This is a genomic window from Collinsella sp. AF14-35, from assembly GCF_003464565.1.
Classification (GTDB): Bacteria; Actinomycetota; Coriobacteriia; order Coriobacteriales; family Coriobacteriaceae; genus Collinsella.
Genome location: NZ_QRZD01000001.1, coordinates 132,518 through 153,981, shown reverse-complemented (window position 1 = coordinate 153,981; position 21,464 = coordinate 132,518). Strand labels below are relative to the sequence as shown.

Annotated in this window: 25 protein-coding genes and 1 pseudogene; 25 read left to right on the top strand and 1 reads right to left on the bottom strand. The window is 61.3% G+C overall.

Going from position 1 to position 21,464, the window contains the following annotated elements; all coding sequences use genetic code 11:
* Nucleotides 1-5: 5 nt before the first annotated feature.
* Nucleotides 6-2,105, top strand: a complete 2,100-nt coding sequence (gene fusA, locus DWW12_RS00710) for an elongation factor G (protein WP_117854517.1) — start codon at nt 6-8, stop codon at nt 2,103-2,105.
* A 61-nt stretch (nt 2,106-2,166) separates the two neighbouring features.
* The gene (gene rpsJ, locus DWW12_RS00705; protein WP_117854516.1) at nt 2,167-2,475 is read left to right on the top strand and encodes a 30S ribosomal protein S10; all 309 of its coding nucleotides are present in this window, start codon (nt 2,167-2,169) and stop codon (nt 2,473-2,475) included.
* A gap of 115 nt (nt 2,476-2,590) precedes the next feature.
* Here the strand turns inward: rpsJ and DWW12_RS00700 are convergent, their stop codons facing one another.
* Complete coding sequence (locus tag DWW12_RS00700) at nt 2,591-3,367, bottom strand: biotin--[acetyl-CoA-carboxylase] ligase (RefSeq protein ID WP_158564333.1); 777 nt, start codon at nt 3,365-3,367, stop codon at nt 2,591-2,593.
* A gap of 176 nt (nt 3,368-3,543) precedes the next feature.
* Between DWW12_RS00700 and DWW12_RS00695 the strand changes: the two genes are divergently transcribed.
* The 23 genes and pseudogenes from DWW12_RS00695 (at nt 3,544) to rpsQ (ending at nt 21,379) form a co-directional block, all read left to right on the top strand.
* A complete protein-coding gene (locus DWW12_RS00695) occupies nt 3,544-4,503 on the top strand; it encodes a 3-oxoacyl-ACP synthase III family protein (RefSeq protein ID WP_117854513.1) in 960 nt (319 codons plus the stop codon).
* Nucleotides 4,504-4,555: 52 nt separating this feature from the next.
* Complete coding sequence (locus tag DWW12_RS00690) at nt 4,556-4,792, top strand: acyl carrier protein (protein WP_117797419.1); 237 nt, start codon at nt 4,556-4,558, stop codon at nt 4,790-4,792.
* A gap of 2 nt (nt 4,793-4,794) precedes the next feature.
* Entirely contained in the window at nt 4,795-5,739 is a 945-nt protein-coding gene (gene fabK / locus DWW12_RS00685; RefSeq protein ID WP_117854511.1) for an enoyl-[acyl-carrier-protein] reductase FabK, read from the top strand.
* On the top strand, nt 5,727-6,653 hold the full coding sequence (locus tag DWW12_RS00680) for an ACP S-malonyltransferase (protein ID WP_117854509.1): 927 nt from the start codon (nt 5,727-5,729) through the stop codon (nt 6,651-6,653). Before fabK ends, DWW12_RS00680 begins: the two co-directional genes overlap by 13 nt.
* Before the next feature lie 30 nt (nt 6,654-6,683).
* A complete protein-coding gene (gene fabG / locus DWW12_RS00675; RefSeq protein ID WP_117854507.1) occupies nt 6,684-7,457 on the top strand; it encodes a 3-oxoacyl-[acyl-carrier-protein] reductase in 774 nt (257 codons plus the stop codon).
* A 36-nt stretch (nt 7,458-7,493) separates the two neighbouring features.
* Nucleotides 7,494-8,744: a beta-ketoacyl-ACP synthase II gene (fabF, locus tag DWW12_RS00670; protein WP_233544181.1), complete on the top strand. Its 1,251-nt coding sequence runs from the start codon at nt 7,494-7,496 to the stop codon at nt 8,742-8,744.
* Nucleotides 8,745-8,747: 3 nt separating this feature from the next.
* Nucleotides 8,748-9,224: an acetyl-CoA carboxylase biotin carboxyl carrier protein gene (gene accB / locus DWW12_RS00665; protein ID WP_117854504.1), complete on the top strand. Its 477-nt coding sequence runs from the start codon at nt 8,748-8,750 to the stop codon at nt 9,222-9,224.
* 9 nt (nt 9,225-9,233) lie between these two features.
* Nucleotides 9,234-9,656 carry a 3-hydroxyacyl-ACP dehydratase FabZ gene (gene fabZ / locus DWW12_RS00660; protein ID WP_022094192.1) on the top strand — a complete coding sequence of 141 codons (423 nt, stop codon included), beginning with the start codon at nt 9,234-9,236 and terminating at the stop codon, nt 9,654-9,656.
* A 10-nt stretch (nt 9,657-9,666) separates the two neighbouring features.
* Nucleotides 9,667-11,010, top strand: a complete 1,344-nt coding sequence (locus tag DWW12_RS00655) for an acetyl/propionyl/methylcrotonyl-CoA carboxylase subunit alpha (RefSeq protein WP_117647602.1) — start codon at nt 9,667-9,669, stop codon at nt 11,008-11,010.
* Entirely contained in the window at nt 10,997-12,721 is a 1,725-nt protein-coding gene (accD, locus tag DWW12_RS00650) for an acetyl-CoA carboxylase, carboxyltransferase subunit beta (protein WP_117854502.1), read from the top strand. The genes DWW12_RS00655 and accD overlap by 14 nt, the downstream gene beginning before the upstream one ends.
* A gap of 40 nt (nt 12,722-12,761) precedes the next feature.
* On the top strand, nt 12,762-13,976 hold the full coding sequence (locus tag DWW12_RS00645; RefSeq protein WP_117854500.1) for a PTS fructose transporter subunit IIB: 1,215 nt from the start codon (nt 12,762-12,764) through the stop codon (nt 13,974-13,976).
* Between the two features lie 150 nt (nt 13,977-14,126).
* Nucleotides 14,127-15,281: a cation diffusion facilitator family transporter gene (locus tag DWW12_RS00640; RefSeq protein WP_117854499.1), complete on the top strand. Its 1,155-nt coding sequence runs from the start codon at nt 14,127-14,129 to the stop codon at nt 15,279-15,281.
* A gap of 38 nt (nt 15,282-15,319) precedes the next feature.
* A complete protein-coding gene (locus DWW12_RS00635; RefSeq protein WP_117854497.1) occupies nt 15,320-15,946 on the top strand; it encodes a histidine phosphatase family protein in 627 nt (208 codons plus the stop codon).
* 450 nt (nt 15,947-16,396) lie between these two features.
* The gene (rplC, locus tag DWW12_RS00630) at nt 16,397-17,017 is read left to right on the top strand and encodes a 50S ribosomal protein L3 (RefSeq protein ID WP_035137484.1); all 621 of its coding nucleotides are present in this window, start codon (nt 16,397-16,399) and stop codon (nt 17,015-17,017) included.
* Between the two features lie 46 nt (nt 17,018-17,063).
* On the top strand, nt 17,064-17,690 hold the full coding sequence (gene rplD, locus DWW12_RS00625) for a 50S ribosomal protein L4 (RefSeq protein WP_006235032.1): 627 nt from the start codon (nt 17,064-17,066) through the stop codon (nt 17,688-17,690).
* Nucleotides 17,691-17,978, top strand: a complete 288-nt coding sequence (gene rplW / locus DWW12_RS00620; RefSeq protein ID WP_006235033.1) for a 50S ribosomal protein L23 — start codon at nt 17,691-17,693, stop codon at nt 17,976-17,978. It begins immediately after the preceding gene.
* Between the two features lie 179 nt (nt 17,979-18,157).
* On the top strand, nt 18,158-18,988 hold the full coding sequence (gene rplB / locus DWW12_RS00615) for a 50S ribosomal protein L2 (RefSeq protein ID WP_055250219.1): 831 nt from the start codon (nt 18,158-18,160) through the stop codon (nt 18,986-18,988).
* A gap of 32 nt (nt 18,989-19,020) precedes the next feature.
* Nucleotides 19,021-19,281, top strand: a complete 261-nt coding sequence (gene rpsS, locus DWW12_RS00610; protein WP_006235035.1) for a 30S ribosomal protein S19 — start codon at nt 19,021-19,023, stop codon at nt 19,279-19,281.
* A gap of 14 nt (nt 19,282-19,295) precedes the next feature.
* The gene (gene rplV, locus DWW12_RS00605) at nt 19,296-19,667 is read left to right on the top strand and encodes a 50S ribosomal protein L22 (protein WP_006235036.1); all 372 of its coding nucleotides are present in this window, start codon (nt 19,296-19,298) and stop codon (nt 19,665-19,667) included.
* Nucleotides 19,668-19,673: 6 nt separating this feature from the next.
* The gene (gene rpsC / locus DWW12_RS00600; RefSeq protein WP_117638027.1) at nt 19,674-20,384 is read left to right on the top strand and encodes a 30S ribosomal protein S3; all 711 of its coding nucleotides are present in this window, start codon (nt 19,674-19,676) and stop codon (nt 20,382-20,384) included.
* A pseudogene (gene rplP / locus DWW12_RS00595) lies at nt 20,384-20,779 on the top strand (50S ribosomal protein L16); the annotation flags it as partial. The gene rpsC and the pseudogene rplP, both read left to right, overlap by 1 nt.
* A 107-nt stretch (nt 20,780-20,886) precedes the next feature.
* Nucleotides 20,887-21,102, top strand: a complete 216-nt coding sequence (gene rpmC, locus DWW12_RS00590; protein ID WP_006235039.1) for a 50S ribosomal protein L29 — start codon at nt 20,887-20,889, stop codon at nt 21,100-21,102.
* A gap of 16 nt (nt 21,103-21,118) precedes the next feature.
* Nucleotides 21,119-21,379, top strand: a complete 261-nt coding sequence (gene rpsQ, locus DWW12_RS00585) for a 30S ribosomal protein S17 (RefSeq protein WP_006235040.1) — start codon at nt 21,119-21,121, stop codon at nt 21,377-21,379.
* The last annotated feature ends 85 nt before the right edge of the window (nt 21,380-21,464 follow it).

Sequence of the window (21,464 nt, the reverse complement as noted above, 5' to 3'; positions counted from 1 at the left end):
CTAACATGGCTAAGCCTAAGTACAAGCTTTCCGATACCCGTAACATCGGCATCATGGCCCACATCGATGCCGGTAAGACCACCACGACCGAGCGTATTCTTTACTACACCGGTAAGACCCACAAGATCGGTGAGGTCCATGAGGGCGCTGCCACCATGGACTGGATGGTTCAGGAGCAGGAGCGCGGCGTAACCATTACCTCCGCTGCCACCACGTGCTTCTGGAACAAGGACGGTAAGGACTACCGCATCCAGATCATCGACACCCCGGGCCACGTTGACTTCACCGCCGAGGTCGAGCGCTGCCTGCGCGTCCTCGATGGCGCTGTCGCCGTCTTCGACGCCGTTGCCGGCGTTCAGCCCCAGTCTGAGACCGTTTGGCGTCAGGCTTCTACCTTCAACGTCCCCCGCATCGCCTTCATCAACAAGTATGACCGCGTGGGCGCTGACTTCTTCAACGCTATCGAGACCATGAAGGATCGTCTCGACGCCAACGCCGTGGCCGCTCAGGTCCCGATGGGCGCCGAGGACAACTTCTGGGGCGTCATCGACCTCGTCACCATGACCGCATGGGACTTCAAGGCCGACGACAAGGGCATGACCTACCCCGAGCCGATGGACGAGATCCCGGCTGAGTTCGCCGACATCGCTGCCACCAAGCGTGAGGAGCTCCTCGACGCTGCTGCCAGCTTTGATGACGAGCTCATGGAGAAGATCCTCATGGAGGAGGACTTCACCGTCGAGGAGCTCAAGGCTGCTCTGCGCAAGGGCGTTCTGGCCAACGAGCTCAACCTCGTCTTCGTGGGCTCCGCCTACAAGAACAAGGGCGTCCAGGAGCTGCTCGACGCTGTCGTTGACTACCTGCCCAGCCCGCTCGACGTCGAGGCCGTCACCGGTACCGATCCGGACACCGGCGAGGAGATCGAGCGTCATCCTTCCTTCGACGAGCCCTTCTCCGGCCTGGTCTTCAAGATCATGACCGACCCGTTCGTCGGTAAGCTCACCTACGTCCGCGTTTACTCCGGCCGTGCCGAGTCCGGCTCCTACGTTGTCAACGCTTCCAACGGTCAGCGCGAGCGCCTCGGCCGCATCCTCGAGATGAACGCCGCCGAGCGTATCGACCGTGACGACGCTGCCGCCGGCGACATCGTCGCTTGCGTCGGCTTTAAGAACTCCACCACCGGTGACACCCTGTGCGCCGAGGGCAAGGAGATCGTTCTCGAGAAGATCGAGTTCGCCAAGCCCGTTATCGACGTTGCCATCGAGCCCAAGACCAAGGCCGAGCAGGACAAGATGTCCCTGGCCCTGACCAAGCTCGCCGAGGAGGACCCGACCTTCCAGGTGTCCACCAACCACGAGACTGGCCAGACCATCATCGCCGGCATGGGCGAACTGCACCTCGAGATCATCGTCGACCGTCTGCTCCGTGAGTTCAAGGTTGACGCTAACGTTGGTAAGCCCCAGGTTGCCTACCGCGAGACCGCTGGTCACGACGTCGAAAAGGCTGAGGGCAAGTTCGTCCGTCAGTCCGGTGGTCGCGGTCAGTACGGCCACGCCGTCATCAAGCTCGAGAAGATGGAGGAGGGCTTCGGCTACGAGTTCGTCAACGCTATCGTCGGCGGCGTCGTGCCCAAGGAGTACATCCCGTCCATCGACAAGGGCATTCAGGAGGCCCTGAACACCGGTGTTATCGCCGGCTTCCCGGTCCTCGACGTCAAGGTCACCCTGTTCGACGGTTCTTACCACGAGGTCGACTCCTCCGAGGCCGCCTTCAAGATCGCCGGTTCCATGGCTATCAAGGACGCTCTCAAGAAGTCCGATCCGCAGCTGCTCGAGCCGATCATGGCTGTCGAGGTCGAGACCCCCGAGCAGTACATGGGCGACGTTATGGGCAACCTCTCCGGTCGCCGCGGTAAGATCGAGGGCATGGAGGATCGCAAGAACAGCAAGCTCATCCGTGCCAAGGTGCCGCTGGGCGAGATGTTCGGTTACGCTACCGACCTTCGCTCCCAGACCCAGGGCCGTGCATCCTACACGATGCAGTTCGACTCTTATGAGCCCGCGCCCAAGTCCATCGTGGACGAGGTCATGAGCAAGAACGCCTAAGTTCGAGCTCCCTGTTACGTAATCCTGCGAGAACATCTCTCGCACTCTTTGGAGGTTTAAGTTGGCTACCCAGAAGATCCGCATTCGCCTCAAGGGCTATGATCACGAGGTCGTCGATCAGTCCGCGAAGCTCATCGTCGAGACCGCTCAGAAGACCGGCGCTCGCGTTTCCGGTCCTGTCCCCCTGCCCACCGAGCGCAACCTGTACACGGTTATCCGCTCGCCGCACACGAACAAGGACTCCCGTGAGCAGTTCGAGATGCGCACCCACAAGCGCCTCATCGACATCCTCGACCCCACCTCGGGCACCGTTGATTCGCTCATGCGTCTCGACCTCCCCGCTGGCGTCGACATCGACATCAAGCTCTAAGCGATACCGCTCATAGCTTACAGAGCCCCGCTGCCATTACGGTAGCGGGGCTCTTTTGTTTTGAATGATGGCTTTGGGGGTCCGGTGATGCAGCCGGATGGGTGGCTGTGGCGCCTTATGTGCCCATGGGTCGCAGCGATGCCTCCTCAAAATGGAAGGATCGCAAGCCGTCTTCCGTCTCGACACACGCGCGACCAAAGTCATCGACGGTTTGAAAGATGCCTCGCGCCAGTTCGTCTCCAGCGGGGGAGCGGGCGATAACGTGCTCTCCAATCCAATTGAGGTGAGCGATATATTCGTCGTGGACGGGCGCGAGCGGACCGGCGTCTTTTTCATTGGCGTTGAGGCGCTCTGCCCAGGCATCTACAGCGTCTATAACTGCGTGATAGACCTCATCGAGGAGCATGTCGACGGCAGGAACGTTCTCGTTAAGGTCCGAGAGACCGATTGCCGGTAAGCCGCCATCGGGCACCTCTTGGGGCGCATAGTTCACATTGACGCCAATGCCGCATACGGCGAAGGGCATGCCTTTGTTGTCGCGTGCCGCCTCGACCAAAATGCCACCGAGCTTATGTCCTCGCGCGACGAGGTCGTTGGGCCATTTGAGGCCGATCTCGTTCGCAAGACCTTGCGCCCCGAGCGCTTCGAGCACCGCTAGGCCGCTGACGGCAGCAAGACCAGAGTACTTGGCGGCATTAACATGTGGACGTAGGACAATCGAAAGCAACAGGTTGCCGGCGGTTGAGTCCCACTTGTGGCCGCGTCGGCCGCGTCCTGCCGTCTGAGCCCGGGCGGCAAGTCCCGTGCCGTGCGGCGCACCCTGTTTTCCAGCCTCGAGCAGGTCATCGTTGGTCGATCCGGTTACGTCGACTATCGTTAATTGGGCATCCATAGCGGCTGCTACCTCCTTAATGAATAAGTGAATGACGCAATGGTGTCGAGAGATAGACACAATGTGAAGCCTTTGTCGCATTTGGACAATTTGATGTTAACACGTCAACAAAGCGCAGAATGCGCTATCCTCTCTTGGTCGATGTAAACACATCAACAACTCAAAGGAGGTGAGCGATGGGTTTCACGATACTGGGAACGGGCTCGGCACTTCCTGAGCGCAGCGTTTCCAACGACGAGCTGTCCGAGTTCCTGGACACCTCGGATGAGTGGATTTTTACCCGCACGGGGATCAAGAGCCGCCATGTGTGCACTGCCGAGTCACTCGACGACCTTGCCGTGGCAGCGAGCGAGCAAGCGCTCCAGACGTCCGGAATCGATGCAAGCCAGCTGGATCTTATCGTCTGTTCGACGACGACGGGCGATCATCTCGTCCCCGCCGAAGCGTGCGCCGTTGCTGAGCGCCTGGGTGCCGCATGTCCTGCCTTCGACGTTTCGGCGGCTTGTGCCGGCTTTGTATTTGCGCTCGATGTCGTCGAGGGCTATATCGCCCGCGGTCGCGCCAAACACGTGCTGGTCGTTGCCGCCGAGCAGATGACGCGCGCGCTCGATTGGACCGACCGTGCCACGTGCGTGCTTTTTGGCGATGGCGCGGGTGCTGCGGTCATAGAGGCTGGGGGAGAGAATCCCCTTGCCGTTGAGCTTTCGACGTCGCCTGACGTCGAAACACTGCGCGTCCCCGGATTGACGGGCTTCTCGCCGTATAAGACGGCGCAGGACCGCGAAAGCGTGCTTTCCATGAACGGCCGTCGCGTCTTCAAGTTTGGTGTCAATGCCATCTGCGACACGGTCAACAAGCTCGCCTGCGACGCGAGTATCGCGGTCGAGGACATCGACCACTTTGTATTCCATCAGGCTAACGAACGAATCTTGAGCCAGGCGGTCAAGCGCTTAGGTGTGCCGGACGACCGTGTGGTCCGAACGTTGCGTGAAACCGGCAACATCTCGAGCGCCTGCATTCCCTTTGCGCTTGACCGGCTGGCACGTACCGACGCACTGAATGCGGGCGACACCATCGCCCTCGTTGGATTTGGCGCCGGCCTGGATATAGGTGGCTATTTGCTTCGTTGGAAGTAGTCGCACATAGGAAATAAAAACGCCCCTAGGGCACAAACAAAGGAGAACTACCATGGCAGATCAGAAGACCTTCGAGCGCGTTTGCGACGTTATCCGCGAGACCGCCGGCCTTGACGACGTCGAGATGAAGCCCGAGTCCACGCTCGAGGAGATCGGCCTCGACAGTCTGGGTACCGTCGAGATTCTCGTGGCCGTCGAGGACGAGTTCGATATTCAGCTCGATACCGAGGAGAACCCTAAGACGGTCGGCGAGTTCGTCGATACGGTTGAGGCGGCATTGGAGAAGTAGAGATGCTCAAGACTCCTCTCTGCGAGCTGCTCGGCATCGAAAAGCCCGTGTTCCAGGGCGGCATGGCCTGGATTGCCGATGCCTCGCTGGCGTCTGCCGTGTCCGAGGCAGGCGGCTTAGGGATTATCGCGGCCATGAATGCCGACGCAAACTGGTTGCGCGATCAGATTCACGAGCTGCGCACCAAGACGGATAAGCCCTTTGGCGTCAACGTCATGCTCATGAGCCCGTTTGCCGACGAGGTCGCGCAGGTTGTGATTGACGAGCGAGTGCCGGTCGTCGTGACAGGCGCCGGCAATCCCGCCAAGTACATGAAGGCGTGGAACGAGGCGGGCATCAAGGTCATCCCGGTCGTTGCCTCGGTGGCGCTGGCGCGCCTCGTGGCGCGTCGTGGAGCCACGGCGGTTGTTGCCGAGGGCACCGAATCGGGCGGCCATATTGGCGAGACCTCGACGATGGCGCTGGTGCCGCAGGTCGTCGATGCGGTCGACATTCCCGTCGTGGCCGCCGGCGGTATTGCCGACGGCCGCGGCGTGGCGGCCGCCTTTATGCTGGGTGCCGCCGGCGTGCAGGTGGGTACGCGCTTTCTGGTCGCAAATGAGTGCACCGTCTCGGAGCAGTACAAGGAGATGGTCCTGAAGGCCAACGACACTTCGACGCGTGCGACCGGTCGCTCGACGGGACATCCGGTGCGCGCCCTCAAGAGCCCCTTCACCAACGCCTATGCCAAGAGCGAGGCGGCTGGCGTAAGTGTCGAGGAACTCGGGGCCATGGGCACGGGCGCCCTTCGCAAGGCCGCCAAGGACGGCAACTACGAAGAGGGTTCGTTTTTGTGTGGACAGATTGCCGGCATGGTTAGTGAGCGCCAGAGCGCACGTGAAATCGTTGACGATCTGGTCGATGGCGCCGAGCGCGTCCTGAAGGGTGCGTCCGCATGGGTAGCGTAGCGTTTCTGTTTGCCGGCCAGGGTGCCCAACACCCCGCGATGGGCGTCGACCTGATCGAGGCATCGCCGGCGGCTGCTGAGGTGTTTGCAATCGCCGATGAGGTGCGTCCGGGGACCAGTGAGCAGTGCCGGAGCGCCTCCAAGGAGGAGCTCTCGCAGACCGAGAACACGCAGCCGTGCGTGTTCGTTCACGACCTGGCAGCGGCTATCGCTCTGCGTGAGCGCGGCGTGGTGCCTGCCGCCTGTGCGGGATTCTCGCTGGGCGAGGTCGCCGCGCTCACCTTTGCGGGGGCATTCGATACGCGAGCGGGCTTTGAGCTCGTGTGCGAGCGCGCGGCGCTGATGGCCGCGGCTGCCGAGCGCCATCCGGGCGGCATGCGCGCCGTCATCAAGCTCGATGCGGTGCAAGTCGAGGGCCTGGCAAAACAGGCCGGCGAGGACTGCTGGCCGGTCAACTACAACAGCCCCCAGCAGACGGTTGTGGCCGGAGCGCCCGATGCGTTGCAGACCCTCGACGCCCTGGTAAAAGAGGCTGGTGGCCGGGCCATGAGGGTCGCGGTGTCGGGTGCATTCCATAGCCCCTATATGGCCGAGGCGACTGAGGGGCTGGCGACGTATATCCAAGCCGGCCACGCGCCGTCTCCGCTGCTGATTCCGGTCATGGCAAACATGACGGCGGCGCCCTATCCGGCGGACCCGCGAGCGGCATCAGATGTCTTGGTCAACCAGGTGAGTCATGCCGTTCGCTGGGTCGACACGCTGCATACTCTGCAGGATCAGGGGATCGACACGTTTATTGAGGTCGGCCCCGGCAAAACGCTGTCGGGCCTGGTCAAGCGTACGCTGAGCGACGTTCGCGTGTATTCGTGCGAAACGGCCGAGCAGGTCGCAGCTATTGCCGACGAGCTCGCATAGTCCACAGGGCTGTAACCCGAAAGGAATGACATGGGCAACTTGAACAACGGCGCGCTCGAGCGCAACGACTCACGTCGCGTGGTGCTGGTTACGGGCGGCTCGCGCGGTATCGGCCGCGCCTGCGCTGTCGGTCTGGCGGAGGACGGCTTTGATATCGCCGTCGTCTATGCCGGCAGCGTCGATGCGGCGCGCGAGACGTGCGAAGCCTGCGAGGCGGCTGGCGCCGCGGCACGCGCATATCAATGCGACGTGGCCGACCCCGCTGCCGTCAACGCGTGCGTGGAAGCGGTCCTCAACGACTTTGGCTCCATTTGGGCGCTCGTCAACAACGCCGGCATAACGCGCGACGGTCTGCTCATGCGTATGGGCGACGATGCCTTCGACCGCGTGCTCGATGTCAATCTCAAGGGCACGTTCAATATGACGCGCGCGCTCACCAAGACCTTTATGCGCCAGCGCGGCGGTTGCGTCATCAACATGAGTTCGGTCGTGGGCCTGATGGGCAATGCCGGGCAGGCCAACTACGCTGCCTCCAAGGCGGGCGTCATCGGCCTGACCAAGGCGGTAGCGCGCGAGCTTGCACCCCGCGGCGTACGAGTGAACGCGGTCGCCCCGGGGTTTGTCGAGACGGATATGACGTCAAAGCTCTCGGAGAAGGTTCGCGCGGCAACCGAGGAGCAGATTCCCCTAAAGCGCATGGCGCGCCCCGAGGAAGTGGCCGGCGTGGTGCGCTTTTTGGCGAGCGATGCGGCTGCCTACATTACGGGCGAGGTCGTACGCGTTGACGGCGGAATGGCGATGTAGAAATCAGGGCCGAAGAACGGCTTGGATGAGGAGACCATGATGGAACAGAGAGTTGCAATTACCGGCATAGGTGCCGTATCGCCGCTCGGTAACACCGCGCTTGCCACCTGGGCGGCCATGTGCGCTGGCACGTGCGGCATCGGCCCGATCACGCACTTCGATACCGATGCGTTTGCCGTCAAGGTGGCGGCCGAGGTCAAGGGCTTTGACGGCAACGATTACTTTGGCAAGCGTGACGCCAGGCATCTCGACCCCTGCGTTCAGTTTGCGATGGCGGCTTCGGACGAGGCCATGCACGATGCGGGCTTTGATGTCGAAGGCGCCATCGATCGAGAGCGCCTGGGCGTCTACGTGGGCTCGGGTGTGGGCGGCATGCAGACACTCGTCGACAACGTCCACGCGATCGCCGATCGGGGGCCTCGTCGCGCATCGCCTTACATGATCGCGATGATGATTCCCAACATGGCTTCGGGCAACATCGCGATTCGCCATAAGGCAAAGGGCCCGACCCTACCCGTCGTGACTGCCTGCGCGACTTCTGCCCATGCGGTGGGTGAGGCGTTCCGCGCCATCAAGCACGGCTATGCCGACGCGATCCTCGCGGGCGGCGCCGAGGCCGCAATTATCCCCGATGCCGTTGCGGGCTTTACGTCCTGCCGCGCATTGACCACCAACCCCGATCCCGCGACGGCCTGCCGTCCGTTCGATGCAGACCGCGACGGCTTTGTGATGGGCGAGGGCGCCTGCGTGCTCGTGCTCGAGAGCATGGAACATGCGCAGGCGCGCAGTGCGCACATTTATGCCGAGGTCGTGGGCTACGGCAACACCGATGATGCCTATCACATCACGAGTCCCGATCCCGAGGCTGCCGGCATTGCCCGCGCGATATCGCTGGCGGTGGTCGAGGGCGACGTCAAGCCTTCCGAGGGCCTCTACATCAATGCCCACGGCACCTCGACCAAGCTCAACGATTCCTCCGAGACGGCGGGCATTAAGCGGGCGCTCGGCGAGGACGCGGCGCGCGCCGCACATGTCTCGTCGACCAAGTCGATGACGGGGCACATGATCGGTGCCACGGGGGCCATCGAGGTCATGGCCTGTGCCATGGCGCTCGAGCAGGGCGTGGTGCCCCCGACCATTAACTACCGCACGCCCGATCCCGCCTGCGATCTTGATTACACGCCTATTCGAGCGGTTCGCGCCGACCTTACCTGGGCGCTTTCGACCAACCTGGGCTTTGGCGGGCACAACGCCGCCATCGCGCTGCGTAGATATACGAGGAGCTAGAGCATGGATTCCAAAAGACTTGCCGAGATAGCCGATGTGATGGAGGACCGCGGCCTTACGCGCGTACGTGTTGAGGAGCCCGATGGCACCGCGGTCGAACTCGAGCGCGCGAGTGCCGCGCAGCCGGTTGCCGTGCCCATGCCTATGCCGGGTGCCGTGGCCGCTCCGGCGGTGGCTCCTGTCGCCATGCCTGCCGCCGCGCCGGAGCCCGCCGCGCAGGGGCCTGCCGCCGCGCCGGAGCCCAAGGGCACCGAGGTGACTGCTCCCATGGTGGGCGTCTTCTATGCTGCCCCTGCGCCGGGCGACGAGCCGTTTGTGCGCGTGGGCTCCAAGGTCAAGGCCGGCGAGACCCTTTGCATCATCGAGGCCATGAAGGTTCTCAACGAGGTGACGGCCGAGGCAGACGGCGAGGTGCTCGAGATCTGCGTGGCCGATGGCGACCTCGTGGAGTTTGGCAGCTGCCTCATGAGGATCGGATAGGTGATATCCATGAACAAAGAAGAGCTCAAGAAGCTGTTACCGCATCGCGAGCCGATGCTTTTGCTCGACGAAGCCGAGCTGGTGGGCGACGAGGCCCACGGCAAGATCACGATTACAGGCGACGAGTACTTTTTGCAGGGACATTTTCCGGGAAACCCGGTCGTCCCCGGCGTGATTCAGTGCGAGATGCTCGCCCAGAACTGCTGCGTGCTGCTGATGGGCGATGAGGAGGCGCGCGGCGCGACGCCGTTCTATACGAGCCTCGATAAGGTGCGCTTTAAGCGTCCGGTGCGCCCGGGCGACACGGTTGATCTGGTGTGCACCATCACGCGTGCGCGCGGGCCGTTCCGCTTTGCGACGGGTACTGCGAGCGTCAACGGTGAGGTTTGCTGCCGCGCCGATATGTCCTTTGCACTCATGCACGAAAGTTAAGGAAGGCTTCATGTTCGACAAAGTGCTCATTGCCAACCGTGGCGAAGTCGCGGTCCGTGTTATCCGCGCGTGCCGCGATATGGGCATCAAGACCGTCGCCGTCTATTCCACGGCCGATGCGGACGCGCTGCACGTGCAGCTTGCCGACGAGGCATATTGCATCGGTGGCCCGCGTCTTGCCGAGAGCTACCTCAACGACGATGCCGTGCTCACCTGTGCCGTAAAGTCGGGAGCTAAGGCAATTCATCCCGGCTATGGCTTTTTCTCCGAGAAGGCGAGCTTCGTGCGCGACTGCGACAAGTTCGGTCTGGCGTTTGTCGGTCCTTCGGCCGAGGTGATCGACAGCATGGGCGACAAGGACGCCGCACGCCGAACGGCCGCTGCTGCGGGCGTGCCCATCGTGCCGGGCTGCGATTTGCTCAAAAGCCCCGAGGAAGCAACGGCCGAGGCCGAGCGCATCGGCTGCCCCGTGCTTATTAAGGCGCGCGCGGGCGGCGGCGGTCGCGGTATTCGCAAGGTCGAGCGCGTGGAAGATGCGGCAAAGGCGTTCATCGAGGCGCGTGCCGAGGGTGAGGCCGTTTTTGGCGACGGCGAGTGCTACATGGAGAAGTTCGTTGCGCCGGCGCATCACGTTGAGGTACAGATTATGGCCGATAAGCAGGGCCATGTGTTTTCGCTCGGCGAGCGCGAGTGCTCGGTGCAGCGCCGCAACCAAAAGCTGATCGAGGAGAGCCCCGCGCCGTGCCTCGACGGACGCGATGATATTCGCGCGCGCATGCACAAGGCCGCGCGCGACCTGGCTCGTGCCGTTGGCTATGAGGGCGCTGGCACCATCGAGTTTTTGTACTCAGATGACGGCAATTTCTACTTTATGGAAATGAACACGCGCTTGCAGGTGGAGCATCCGGTTACGGAGTTTGTGACCGATACCGACCTGGTTAAGTGGCAGCTGCGCGTGGCTGCCGGCCAGCCTCTGCCCTTTGAGCAGGAGGACGTACCGGTCCGCAACCACGCCATGGAGTGCCGCATCAATGCCGAAACGCCGGACTTTCTACCGTCATGTGGAACGGTCACCGCGTTGCGTGTGCCGGGTGGTCCGCGCGTGCGCTGGGATTCCGCCATGTTTACCGGAGCGAAAGTTCCGCCGTACTACGACTCCATGCTCGGCAAGCTCATCGTGTGCGCGCCCACGCGTGACGGTGCCATTCGCAAGATGCGCTCGGCCCTGGGCGAGCTCGTGATTGAGGGCGTGAGCGAAAATAGCGAGCTTCAGCTCGACGTGCTGGCAAACGACGAGTTTTTGTCGGGCATGTATCACACCGATCTGATGGGGCATCTCTATGCTGATGAATAGAAAAGCGAAGACGGTCAATGTCCTTGAGGGGCCGATAACCGAGTCGTGCGCCGAGTTCCCCGCGCGCCACGTGTTTGTCAAATGCCCGGAGTGCCGCCGTGTGATCGATGAGGCGCGCCTGCACGACAACCTCGAGGTCTGCCCTCGTTGCGGCAAACACTTTCGCGTGAGCGGTCGCGCGCGCATGCGCATGACGGTCGACGCGGGTACCTTTGAGGAATGGGATGCCAATCTGGCGTCGAAGGACTTCCTCTCGTTTCCCGGTTATGCCGACAAGCTTAAGAGCGTGAGCGAGCGTTCGGGCGAGCGCGATGCCGTTGTGTGCGGCAGGGGCAAAATCTGCGGCTGCGATACCGCGCTCTTCTTTATGGATGCCAACTTTATGATGGGCTCAATGGGCTCCGTGGTGGGCGAGAAGATCTGTCGTGTCTTTGAGCGCGCGGCCGAGTTGGGGCTGCCGGTCGTTGGCTTTACCGTATCGGGCGGCGCCCGCATGCAGGAGGGCGTGACCTCGCTCATGCAGATGGCCAAGATTTCTGCAGCGGTTAGGCGCCACAGCGAGGCGGGCGGCCTGTATATCACGGTGCTCACCGATCCCACGACCGGAGGTGTAACCGCGAGCTTTGCCATGGAGGGCGACATTATCCTGGCCGAGCCCGATGCCCTGACGGCATTTGCCGGCCCGCGCGTGATCGAGCAGAACATGCACAAGCGTCTGCCCAAGGGATTCCAGCGTTCCGAGTTTTTGCTGGAGCACGGCTTTTGCGATGCCGTTGTTCCGCGTGGTGAGATTGCGCTCACGGTAGGCGAGCTGCTGGCGCTGCACGAAGGGCACGCGCCCGGCCTGGGGGCACCGCATGAGATCGTGCATACGGGTCGTCGCGACAAAAAGCTGGGACACTTGTTTAAGCGCTCGGCCGCACCAAAAAGCGCGCTCGAAATCGTCAAACAGACTCGCTCGGCGAACCGCGCCACGGCAGGCGAGATGATCTCGTTGGGTCTCGACGGATTCGTAGAGCTGCACGGCGACCGCTACTTTGGCGACGACGCCGCTGTGGTGGCTGGCATTGGCTGGAAAGACGGACGCCCCGTAACGGTCATCGCCATCGAGCGCGGTACCACGACCAAAGAGCGCATGCGTCGCAACTTTGGTATGGCACATCCCGAGGGCTACCGCAAAGCACGTCGCCTTATGCGCCAGGCCGAAAAGTTTGGTCGACCGGTTCTGTGCCTGGTCGATACTTCGGGCGCGTTTTGCGGCATCGGTGCCGAGGAGCGCGGCCAGGGCGAGGCGATTGCCCAGAATCTCATGGAGATGAGCGGCCTTAAGACGCCGATTGTCTCGGTGGTGACAGGCGAGGGCGGCTCTGGTGGCGCGCTGGCGCTATCCGTGGCCGACCGCATCCTGATGCTCTCGAGCTCGGCCTATTCGGTCGTGAGCCCCGAGGCCTGTGCGTCGATCCTGTGGAAGGATACCGAGCGCGCGAATGAGGCCGCCGAGGCGCTTAAGCTCACGGCCCCCGATCTGTTGGCGCTCGGCATCATCGACGGCATCGTTGACGATAGGGGCCTGTCGCATGAGGAGATCGCCGGTGCCGTCATGTCCTCGGCATTTGATGCCTTCGATACGCTTGGGCAGCTCGACGACGCGACCCTCACAAACCTCCGCTACGAAAAGTACCGCGCAATCGGTCGATACCGCACGATGTGACAAAGGGGCAGTCCGCATGTCACATTGGGAAAGGCGTTCCATGTCACAAGTTACTAACACCTCGTTTATAACGACGGTTTCATCAAACGCCATGGCCGTGGTGGAATATCTGTCCAAAAGCATGATGTCGGCGCTGCCCTTTATTGTCTGCGCGGCGTTGTTCCGCACCGTCGCCGTCATTATGGGCGAAGGCATGCTGGGCCTGTGGTCTGCCGATTCCGAAATCTATCGCCTGTTCTACAGTTGGCTCTATAACGCCGGCTACTACTTTTTGCCCATCTATCTTGGTTGGGCGGCCGCCCGCCAGCTCGGTTGCTCGGAGCAGCTGGGCATGATGCTGGGCGGCGTATTGATTGCGCCCGATCTGCTTAAGCTCGTCGATGCCGCATCGACGACGGGGGCATCGATGACTTCCGTGTATGGTCTGCTTCCCGCGCCGGTCAACGATTACACGACGACTGTTATCCCGGTTCTCATCTCGGTGCCCGTGCTATGGCGAGTGGAGTGTTTCTTTTCGTGCGTTATCCCTAAGGCCGTGGCGTTTTCGTTCGTTCCGTTTGCGACCATGCTCGTCATGGTTCCGGTTTCCCTGTGCATTACGGCGCCGGCGGGCAGCTATCTGGGCATGCTGTTGGGCCAGCTTATGTTTATGCTTGGCAATTCCGGTGGCATCGTGTCGCTGCTCACGCTCATGGGGCTTGCCGCGGGCTGGGAGTTCCTAAAGATCGCCGGCGTCAGCAACGTTGTCCTATCGCTTGCCTATGCGCAGTTTATGAGTGTGGGAACGGATTCGTGCATCTTGATCGCCGCGACGATGGCAACGTTCGCCGTTTGGGGCATGCCCTTTGGCGCGTCGCTTCGCGTTGTGGATAAGGACGAGAAGGCTCTCATGCTGGGCTATTCAATCTCGGGTGTTCTTGGCGGCGTAAGCGAGCCGGCGCTGTACGGTTGCGGCTTTAAATATGGCAGGTGCCTGACGTGCATGGCCATTGGCGGCGCCGTCGGAGGCCTTGTTGCGGCCGTGGGCCACGTTACGGCCTATACCATCGGCATGACGAATGTCCTCATGGTCATTGGCTTTGCCACGGGCGGCATCTCGAACCTGCTGTGGTGCTGCGCTGCCGGCGGTATGGCATTTGCGGTGTCTGCGGCGCTGAGCTACTGCTTTGGCGTGGTTCCGGCGAAGGGGCAGGCGGCGGGGGATGGAGCCGATTTGCCCGAAACCTCTAAGAGCGCGGCCGAAGTAAGCGCGTAAACCTGTGCGGCACAAGGACGATTCCTTTGCCACATTCCAAGGCCGTGGCCCGTGTGGGTCGCGGCCTTTTTGTATCTGGGGGACAAAGTGGCTACACTACAATCCGTTTGAACAATAGATATATAAGTAGCACCGTGGGGGCGGATGTAGATGGTCGAGTGGATTGTTAAGCGTGCGCAGGGCGATCGTGCGCGTGTGGGCACGTTAGCGGGCATGGTGTGTATTGTCGCCAATGTCGCGCTTTGTGCTGCGAAGGGCGCAATTGGTGTGGTTTCGGGATCGGTTTCGATTGTGGCGGATGCCATGAACAACCTATCCGATGCCAGCTCGAACATCGTGAGTGTCCTTGGCTTTAAGCTGGCGAGCAAGCCGGCCGACCCCGAGCATCCTTACGGCCACGGTCGCTACGAGTATCTCTCGGGTCTGGTCGTGGCGGCGCTCGTGCTGCTGATTGGCGTTGAGCTGGTGAAGTCCTCAGTTGAGCGCGTCATCCACCCCGAACCTGTCGAGTTCTCGCTTGCCCTGGTGGCAGTTCTCGTGCTTTCGATGGTCGTAAAGCTCTGGATGGCGACCCTCAACCAAAAGCTCGGCGATCGCATTGAGTCCGAGACGCTGCATGCGACCGCCCAGGATTCCAAGAACGATGTCCTTGCTACGGGCGCCGTGCTGGCGTGCGCAATTGTTTCGCAGGTGACGCACATCAATCTTGACGCATGGGTCGGCCTTGCCGTTGGCGCCTATATTGGCTGGAGCGGTTTTGAACTCATCCAGGATACGGTGAGCCCGCTTTTGGGCCAGACGCCCGATCCTAAGCTGGTCAAGCACATTCGAGATAAGATCATGAGCTATCCCGGTGTTTTGGGCGTTCACGATCTGATGGTTCACGACTACGGCCCGGGCAGGAAGTTCGCAAGCGCTCACGCAGAGATGGCGGCCGAGGCCAGCCCGCTGGAAAGCCACGACACGCTCGACAATATTGAGCAGGCGTTTAGGAACGAAGACGGCATGATTGTCACGCTCCATTACGACCCCATCGTGACCGACGATCCAAAGGTGGCGAGCATGCGTTTACGCATTAACGCCATGGCCCAACAGATCGATAACCGCCTTTCGATTCACGACCTTCGCTGTGTGCCGGGTCCTACGCACACCAACGTGATCTTTGACTGCGTGCGTCCCTCGGATCTGCAGATGAGTGCCGAAGACGTAAAACACGCGCTGGCACAACGGGTCGAATCGGAATATCCCAAGTCGATTGCCAAGATTACGATCGACGAAGACTACGTAGGCCATACCCACGAGTAGGCCGCGCCGGCAAAGCAAGTTATGCAGAAGGGGAGAGCATGAAGCGCCTATACCTACTCCGCCACGGTCAGACGGAGTTCAACGTCAAAAAGCTGGTCCAGGGCCGCTGCGATTCACCGCTGACCGGCCTGGGCCGTCAGCAGGCACGGGTGGCAGCCGCGTGGCTCAAAGCCCACAACGTCGTTCCCGACAAAGTGGTCTCTTCGCCCTTGGGCCGAGCCATGGACACAGCTCAGCTCGTTGCTACCGAACTCCTCGGTCCGGACGCCGCTGTCGAGCCCTGCGAAGGCATCATCGAGCGCTGCTACGGCACCTTCGAAGAAGGTCCCCACGATGCCCTCCCCACCGACGTCTGGGATCCGGGCGAGGACCTGGTCCCCTTCGGAGGAGAAGGAAGCCGCGCGTTGCAAGAGCGCATGGTGGACACCCTCACCAATATCATGGGCGCCGATGGTATCGAAACCCTCCTAGCAGTAAGCCACGGCAGCGCCAGCCGCCAATTCATCAAGGCTGCAGCCCCAGAGGGCTTCGAGCTCCCAACAAAACTCCCCAACTGCGCCATCATGATCTTCGATTTTGACGAGGCGGAGCCACAAGTAGAGGGCGAGCCAATGCAATGCAAGTTCACCCTCCAGCAAATAGTGGACCCCCAACAAAGTCATTAGCCTGAGCGAGCAGAGTTAAGCAGACATCAACGTGTCGTCTCCCGAGCACGGCGGAGGGCCGGAGAAATATATTAAGGTCATCGCGAGTTCCGCACGCAAAGGAGAGCACTTAATGTGCTCTCCGTCTTGCGCAGGACTGTAGAGCAGGGACCTTAATATATTTCTCCGGCCCTCCGCCGTGCTCGGGAGCCATCCACGCACTTTACCTGCGTAAACAATGTGAGTGAAATATGAATCTCGATGGATACGCCCGCAGCCGTGTATACTAAACAGCTGTGTGAAACCAGGGGAGTATTCTGGCTGGACAAAATGCCTGCTTAATAGGGTTGTCAGGTAGTCCGGGCGTAATACAAGACTGGGGAGCACGTCGTGTAAGTAGTGGTCCTCTAGGGGCGTACGCTCGGTGGTGTACGCATTGTCCCAAGACCACGCGAGAGTTGGGATCATATCTTGATCAGCATGATTCTCGGCCGCAAGATTGGCATGACCCAGGTTTGGGACGAGGACGATAACGTCGTTCCCGTCACGGTCATCCAGGCTGGCCCCTGCGCTGTCTCGCAGGTTAAAACTCAGGCAACCGACGGCTATGACGCCGTCCAGATCGGTTTCGGCGACATCAAGGCCAAGAACGTGAACAAGCCCATGGCTGGTCACTTCGCCAAGGCTGGCGTCGAGCCTGTCCGCTTCCTTCGTGAGGTCCGCGTCGAGAACGGCGAGGAGCACAAGGTCGGCGAGGTCGTCACCGTCGCTGATTTCGCTGATGTCGAGAAGGTCGACGTCATCGGTACCTCCAAGGGTAAGGGCTTCCAGGGTCGCATCAAGCGCTGGGGTCAGCGCCGCGGTCCTATGACGCATGGTTCTCACTTCCAGCGTCACCCCGGTTCTATCGGTCAGTGCGCCTATCCTGCGCGCGTCCTCAAGGGCGTCAAGATGGCCGGTCACATGGGTAACGAGCGCGTTACCGTCAAGAACCTTTCCGTTGTCCGCATCGATGCCGAGCAGAACCTCATCTTGGTCAAGGGCGCTGTCCCGGGTGCCAAGAATGGTCTCGTCGCCATCCGTATGGCCTAAGGGCCCAGCCCATTTAGCCCAGCGTCATACCAAGGAGAACACTTAAATGGCAAAGTTTGAAGTAAAGAACAGCGAGGGCAAGAAGGTCGCCGAGGCCGAGCTCGCCGCTGAGGTGTACGGCATCGAGCCGAACATCCACGTTATGCACCACATCGTCAAGTGCCAGATGGCCTCTTGGCGTCAGGGCACCCAGTCTGCTAAGGGTCGCTCTGAGGTTTCCGGTGGCGGCAAGAAGCCTTGGCGTCAGAAGGGCACCGGCCGTGCCCGCCAGGGTTCCATCCGTGCTGCCCAGTGGCGTCACGGTGGCGTCGTCTTCGCCCCCAAGCCCCGTTCCTACGCTAAGCGTATGAACAACAAGGAGGTCAAGCTGGCTATGCGCTCCGCGCTGTCCGCCAAGCTGGCCGATGGCGAGCTCGTGCTCGTCGACGACTACGGCTTCGAGAAGCCTTCCACCAAGGCTGCCGTCGCCATGCTCAAGGCTCTCGGCCTTGAGGGCAAGCGTCTGACCATCATCGTTCGCGATGAGGACGTCAACGCCTACCTGTCGTTCCGCAACATTCCCAAGACGTTCATCATCACCGCTGACGAGGCCAACACCTACGATCTCGTCAACAACAACGCTGTGCTGATGCCCGCCGACATCGCCGCTCACTTCGGGGAGGTGCTTGCATAAATGACCGCCCACGAGATCATCATCCGTCCGATCGTGTCCGAGCGTTCCTTCTCCGGCATGGAGCAGAACAAGTACACGTTCGAGGTCGCCAAGGATGCTAACAAGTATCAGATCAAGGACGCTGTCGAGGAGATCTTCGGCGTCAAGGTCGTTCGCGTGAACACCTTGACGGTCAAGCCCAAGACCAAGCGCGTGCGCTATGTCGCCGGCAAGACCCGTTCTTGGAAGAAGGCCATCGTCACGCTGGCCGAGGGCGACACCATCGAGGTCTTTGGCAACCAGGCCTAAGACTCGCTGCTGTTGAGTGAGCTCATGCCTCCCAAATAGGGGAGGCGAGAGCTCAAGGTTTCGGGCGTATAAAATGGACACGCCCGGAACCGTGTATACGTCCGGTGTCATCGCACCCGAGGCAGAACCTCGAATCCCTGTCTGCGATGGCTAACGGATTCCTATTGAAAGGGATTGTAATGGCTGTAAAGCACCTTAAGCCGACCTCCGCTGGTAGGCGTTGGCAGACGATCTCCGATTTCTCTGAGATCACCTGCACCAAGCCCGAGAAGTCTCTTCTCGAGCCCCTGCCCAAGAAGGCCGGTCGTAACAACAACGGCCGCATCACCACCCGCCACCAGGGCGGCGGCGTGAAGCGTCGTTACCGCGTGATCGACTTCAAGCGCAACAAGGACGGCGTGCCCGCCAAGGTTGCCACGATCGAGTACGATCCGAACCGTTCCGCTCGCATCGCTCTGCTGCACTACGCTGACGGTGAGAAGCGCTACATCTTGGCCCCCAAGGGCCTCGAGGTCGGTCAGACCATCATGTCCGGTTCTGACGCCGACATCAAGCCGGGCAACGCTCTGCCCCTCGCCGACATCCCCGTCGGTACGCTCATCCACGCCGTTGAGTTCCAGCCGGGCAAGGGCGCCGCTATCGCCCGTTCCGCCGGTAACTCCTGCCAGCTGATGGGTAAGGAGGGCAAGTACGCCATCGTCCGTATGCCTTCCTCCGAGATGCGTCGCATCCTCGTTACCTGCCGCGCCACCGTCGGTGAGGTCGGCAACGCCGATCACGCCAACATCGTCATCGGCAAGGCCGGCCGTAAGCGTCACATGAACGTGCGCCCGACCGTCCGCGGTACCGTCATGAACCCTGTCGACCACCCGCACGGCGGTGGCGAGGGCAAGAACCACACCTCTGGTCGTCCCTCTGTTACCCCCTGGGGTAAGCCGACGAAGGGCCTTCGTACGCGCAAGAAGAAGAAGGTCTCGAACCAGCACATCATTCGTCGCCGTAAGAAGTAATTTCGGATACCGAGTTTTAGGAGAAAGCACTTATGAGCAGAAGTCTCAAAAAGGGCCCGTTCGTGGAGACTCGCCTTCTCTCGCGTATCACCGCGATGAACGAGGCTGGCAAGAAGGACGTCGTGAAGACCTGGTCCCGCGCGTCCACCATCTTCCCCGAGATGGTTGGTCACACCATCGCCGTCCACGACGGCCGCAAGCATGTGCCCGTGTATGTTACCGAGTCCATGGTTGGTCACAAGCTCGGCGAGTTCGCGCCGACTCGTACGTTCCGTGGCCACAAGGCCAAATAGGGGGTTAACCGTAAATGGCAACTAAGTCTATTGAAACTGAGGCCACCGAGGTTCGCGCCGTCGCTAAGTACGTGCGTGTTTCCCCCAGCAAGGCCCGCCTGGTGGTCGATCTGATCCGCCGCAAGCCTGTCGCTCAGGCCTTCGACATCCTCCACTTCTGCGACCGCGCCGTCGCCGTGGATGTCGAGAAGGTTCTCCGTTCCGCCGTTGCGAACGCCGAGAACAACAACGGTCTGCGTGCCGACAACCTGGTTGTCGCCGCTGCCTATGTTGACGAGGGTCCGACGCTTAAGCGCATCCGTCCCCGCGCCAAGGGTTCCGCTTCTCGCATTCTGAAGCGTACTTCCCACATCACCGTCGTCGTTGCTCCTCGAAAGGAGGCGTAAAGCTGTATGGGTCAGAAAGTCTACCCCACCGGCTTCCGTCTTGGCATCACCGAGAACTGGCGCTCCCGCTGGTTCGCAGAGAAGGATTACGCTAAGACCCTCGGTAACGATCTCGAGATCCGCAAGTACCTCGAGAAGCGTCTTTCCCGCGCAGCTGTCTCCCGCGTCGAGATCGAGCGCGCTGGCGACAAGGTGAAGGTCATCATCCTCACCGCTCGCCCCGGCGTTGTCATCGGTAAGAAGGGTGCCGAGATCGATACCCTCCGCATCGAGCTCGAGAAGGTCGCTGGCGTCTCCAAGGGCCAGCTCTCCGTCGACGTTGTCGAGATCAAGCGCCCCGAGCTCGACGCCAACCTCGTTGCTCAGTCTATCGCCGAGCAGCTCGAGGGCCGCGTTGCCTTCCGTCGCGCTATGCGCAAGGCTGTCCAGTCTGCCCGCAAGGCCGGCGCTAAGGGCATCCGTATCCAGTGCTCCGGTCGTCTCGGCGGTGCCGAGATGGGCCGTCGTGAGTGGTACCGCGAGGGTCGCGTGCCTCTGCACACCCTCCGTGCCAAGATCGACTACGGCACGGCTGTCGCCAGCACCACCATGGGCGCTTGCGGCGTGAAGGTCTGGATCTACCTGGGCGAGAAGCTCCCGGGCCAGCCTGTTCCCAACCCTGCACTCGAGGGCTCTTCCCGTCCTCGTCGTCGTAACTCCGAGAGGAGGGGTCAGTAGTGCTTGCCCCTAAGCGTATTCTTCACCGCAAGGTGCAGCGTGGCTCCATGAAGGGCCAGGCCAAGGGTAATACCGAGCTGCATTTCGGCGAGTTTGGTATCCAGGCTCTCGAGGCCCATTGGATCACCAACCGTCAGATCGAGGCCGCTCGTATTGCCATGACCCGCTACATGAAGCGTGGCGGTCGTGTCTACATCACGATCTTCCCCGATAAGCCCATCACCAAGAAGCCTGCCGAGACTCGCATGGGTTCTGGTAAGGGTAACCCCGAGGAGTGGGTGGCCGTCGTCAAGCCCGGCCGCATCATGTTCGAGGTCAAGGGCGTGCCCGAGGAGGTCGCTCGCGAGGCTCTGCGTCTTGCACAGCACAAGCTTCCCATCAAGACCAAGATTGTTGCTGCCAAGAACGCTGAGCAGCGCATCGAGAAGGAGATGGCTGAGGAGGCCGCTCTCGAGGCCAAGTGGGCTGCTGAGGACGCCGCCGCCGCCAAGGAGGAGAACTAATGAAGCCCGCAGAGATTCGTGAGCTCTCGGACGCTCAGCTCGTTGAGAAGCTGAAGGAAATGCGCGCCGAGCTCTTTAACCTTCGTTTCCAGATGGCCACCAGCCAGCTGGACAACACCGCTCGCGTCAACACCGTGAAGAAGGACATCGCTCGCGTCCTCACGGAGCAGCGCGCCCGCGAGATCGCAGCGGAGAAGTCCGCTGTCGCCGAGTAGGACCTAAGGAGAGAACATGACTGATTCGCGTAACTCGCGTAAGGTCCGTACGGGTGTCGTTACCTCCGTCTCCGGTGCCAAGACCATTGTTGTCACCATCACCGAGCGCAAGCGTCACCCCAAGTACGGCAAGATGATGACCAGCTCCAAGAAGCTGCACGCTCACGACGAGGAGTGCACGGCTGGCGTGGGCGACACCGTCCGCGTTATGGAGACCCGTCCTATGTCCAAGATGAAGCGTTGGCGCCTCATCGAGGTCGTCGAGCGCGCTAAATAAGCAGTCGCTCTTACGACTTGTACGTTTCCGAAGATGTGCGTATGCCTGGCTTGCATACCACGGGCCGTATAAAGGCTGCGCACCT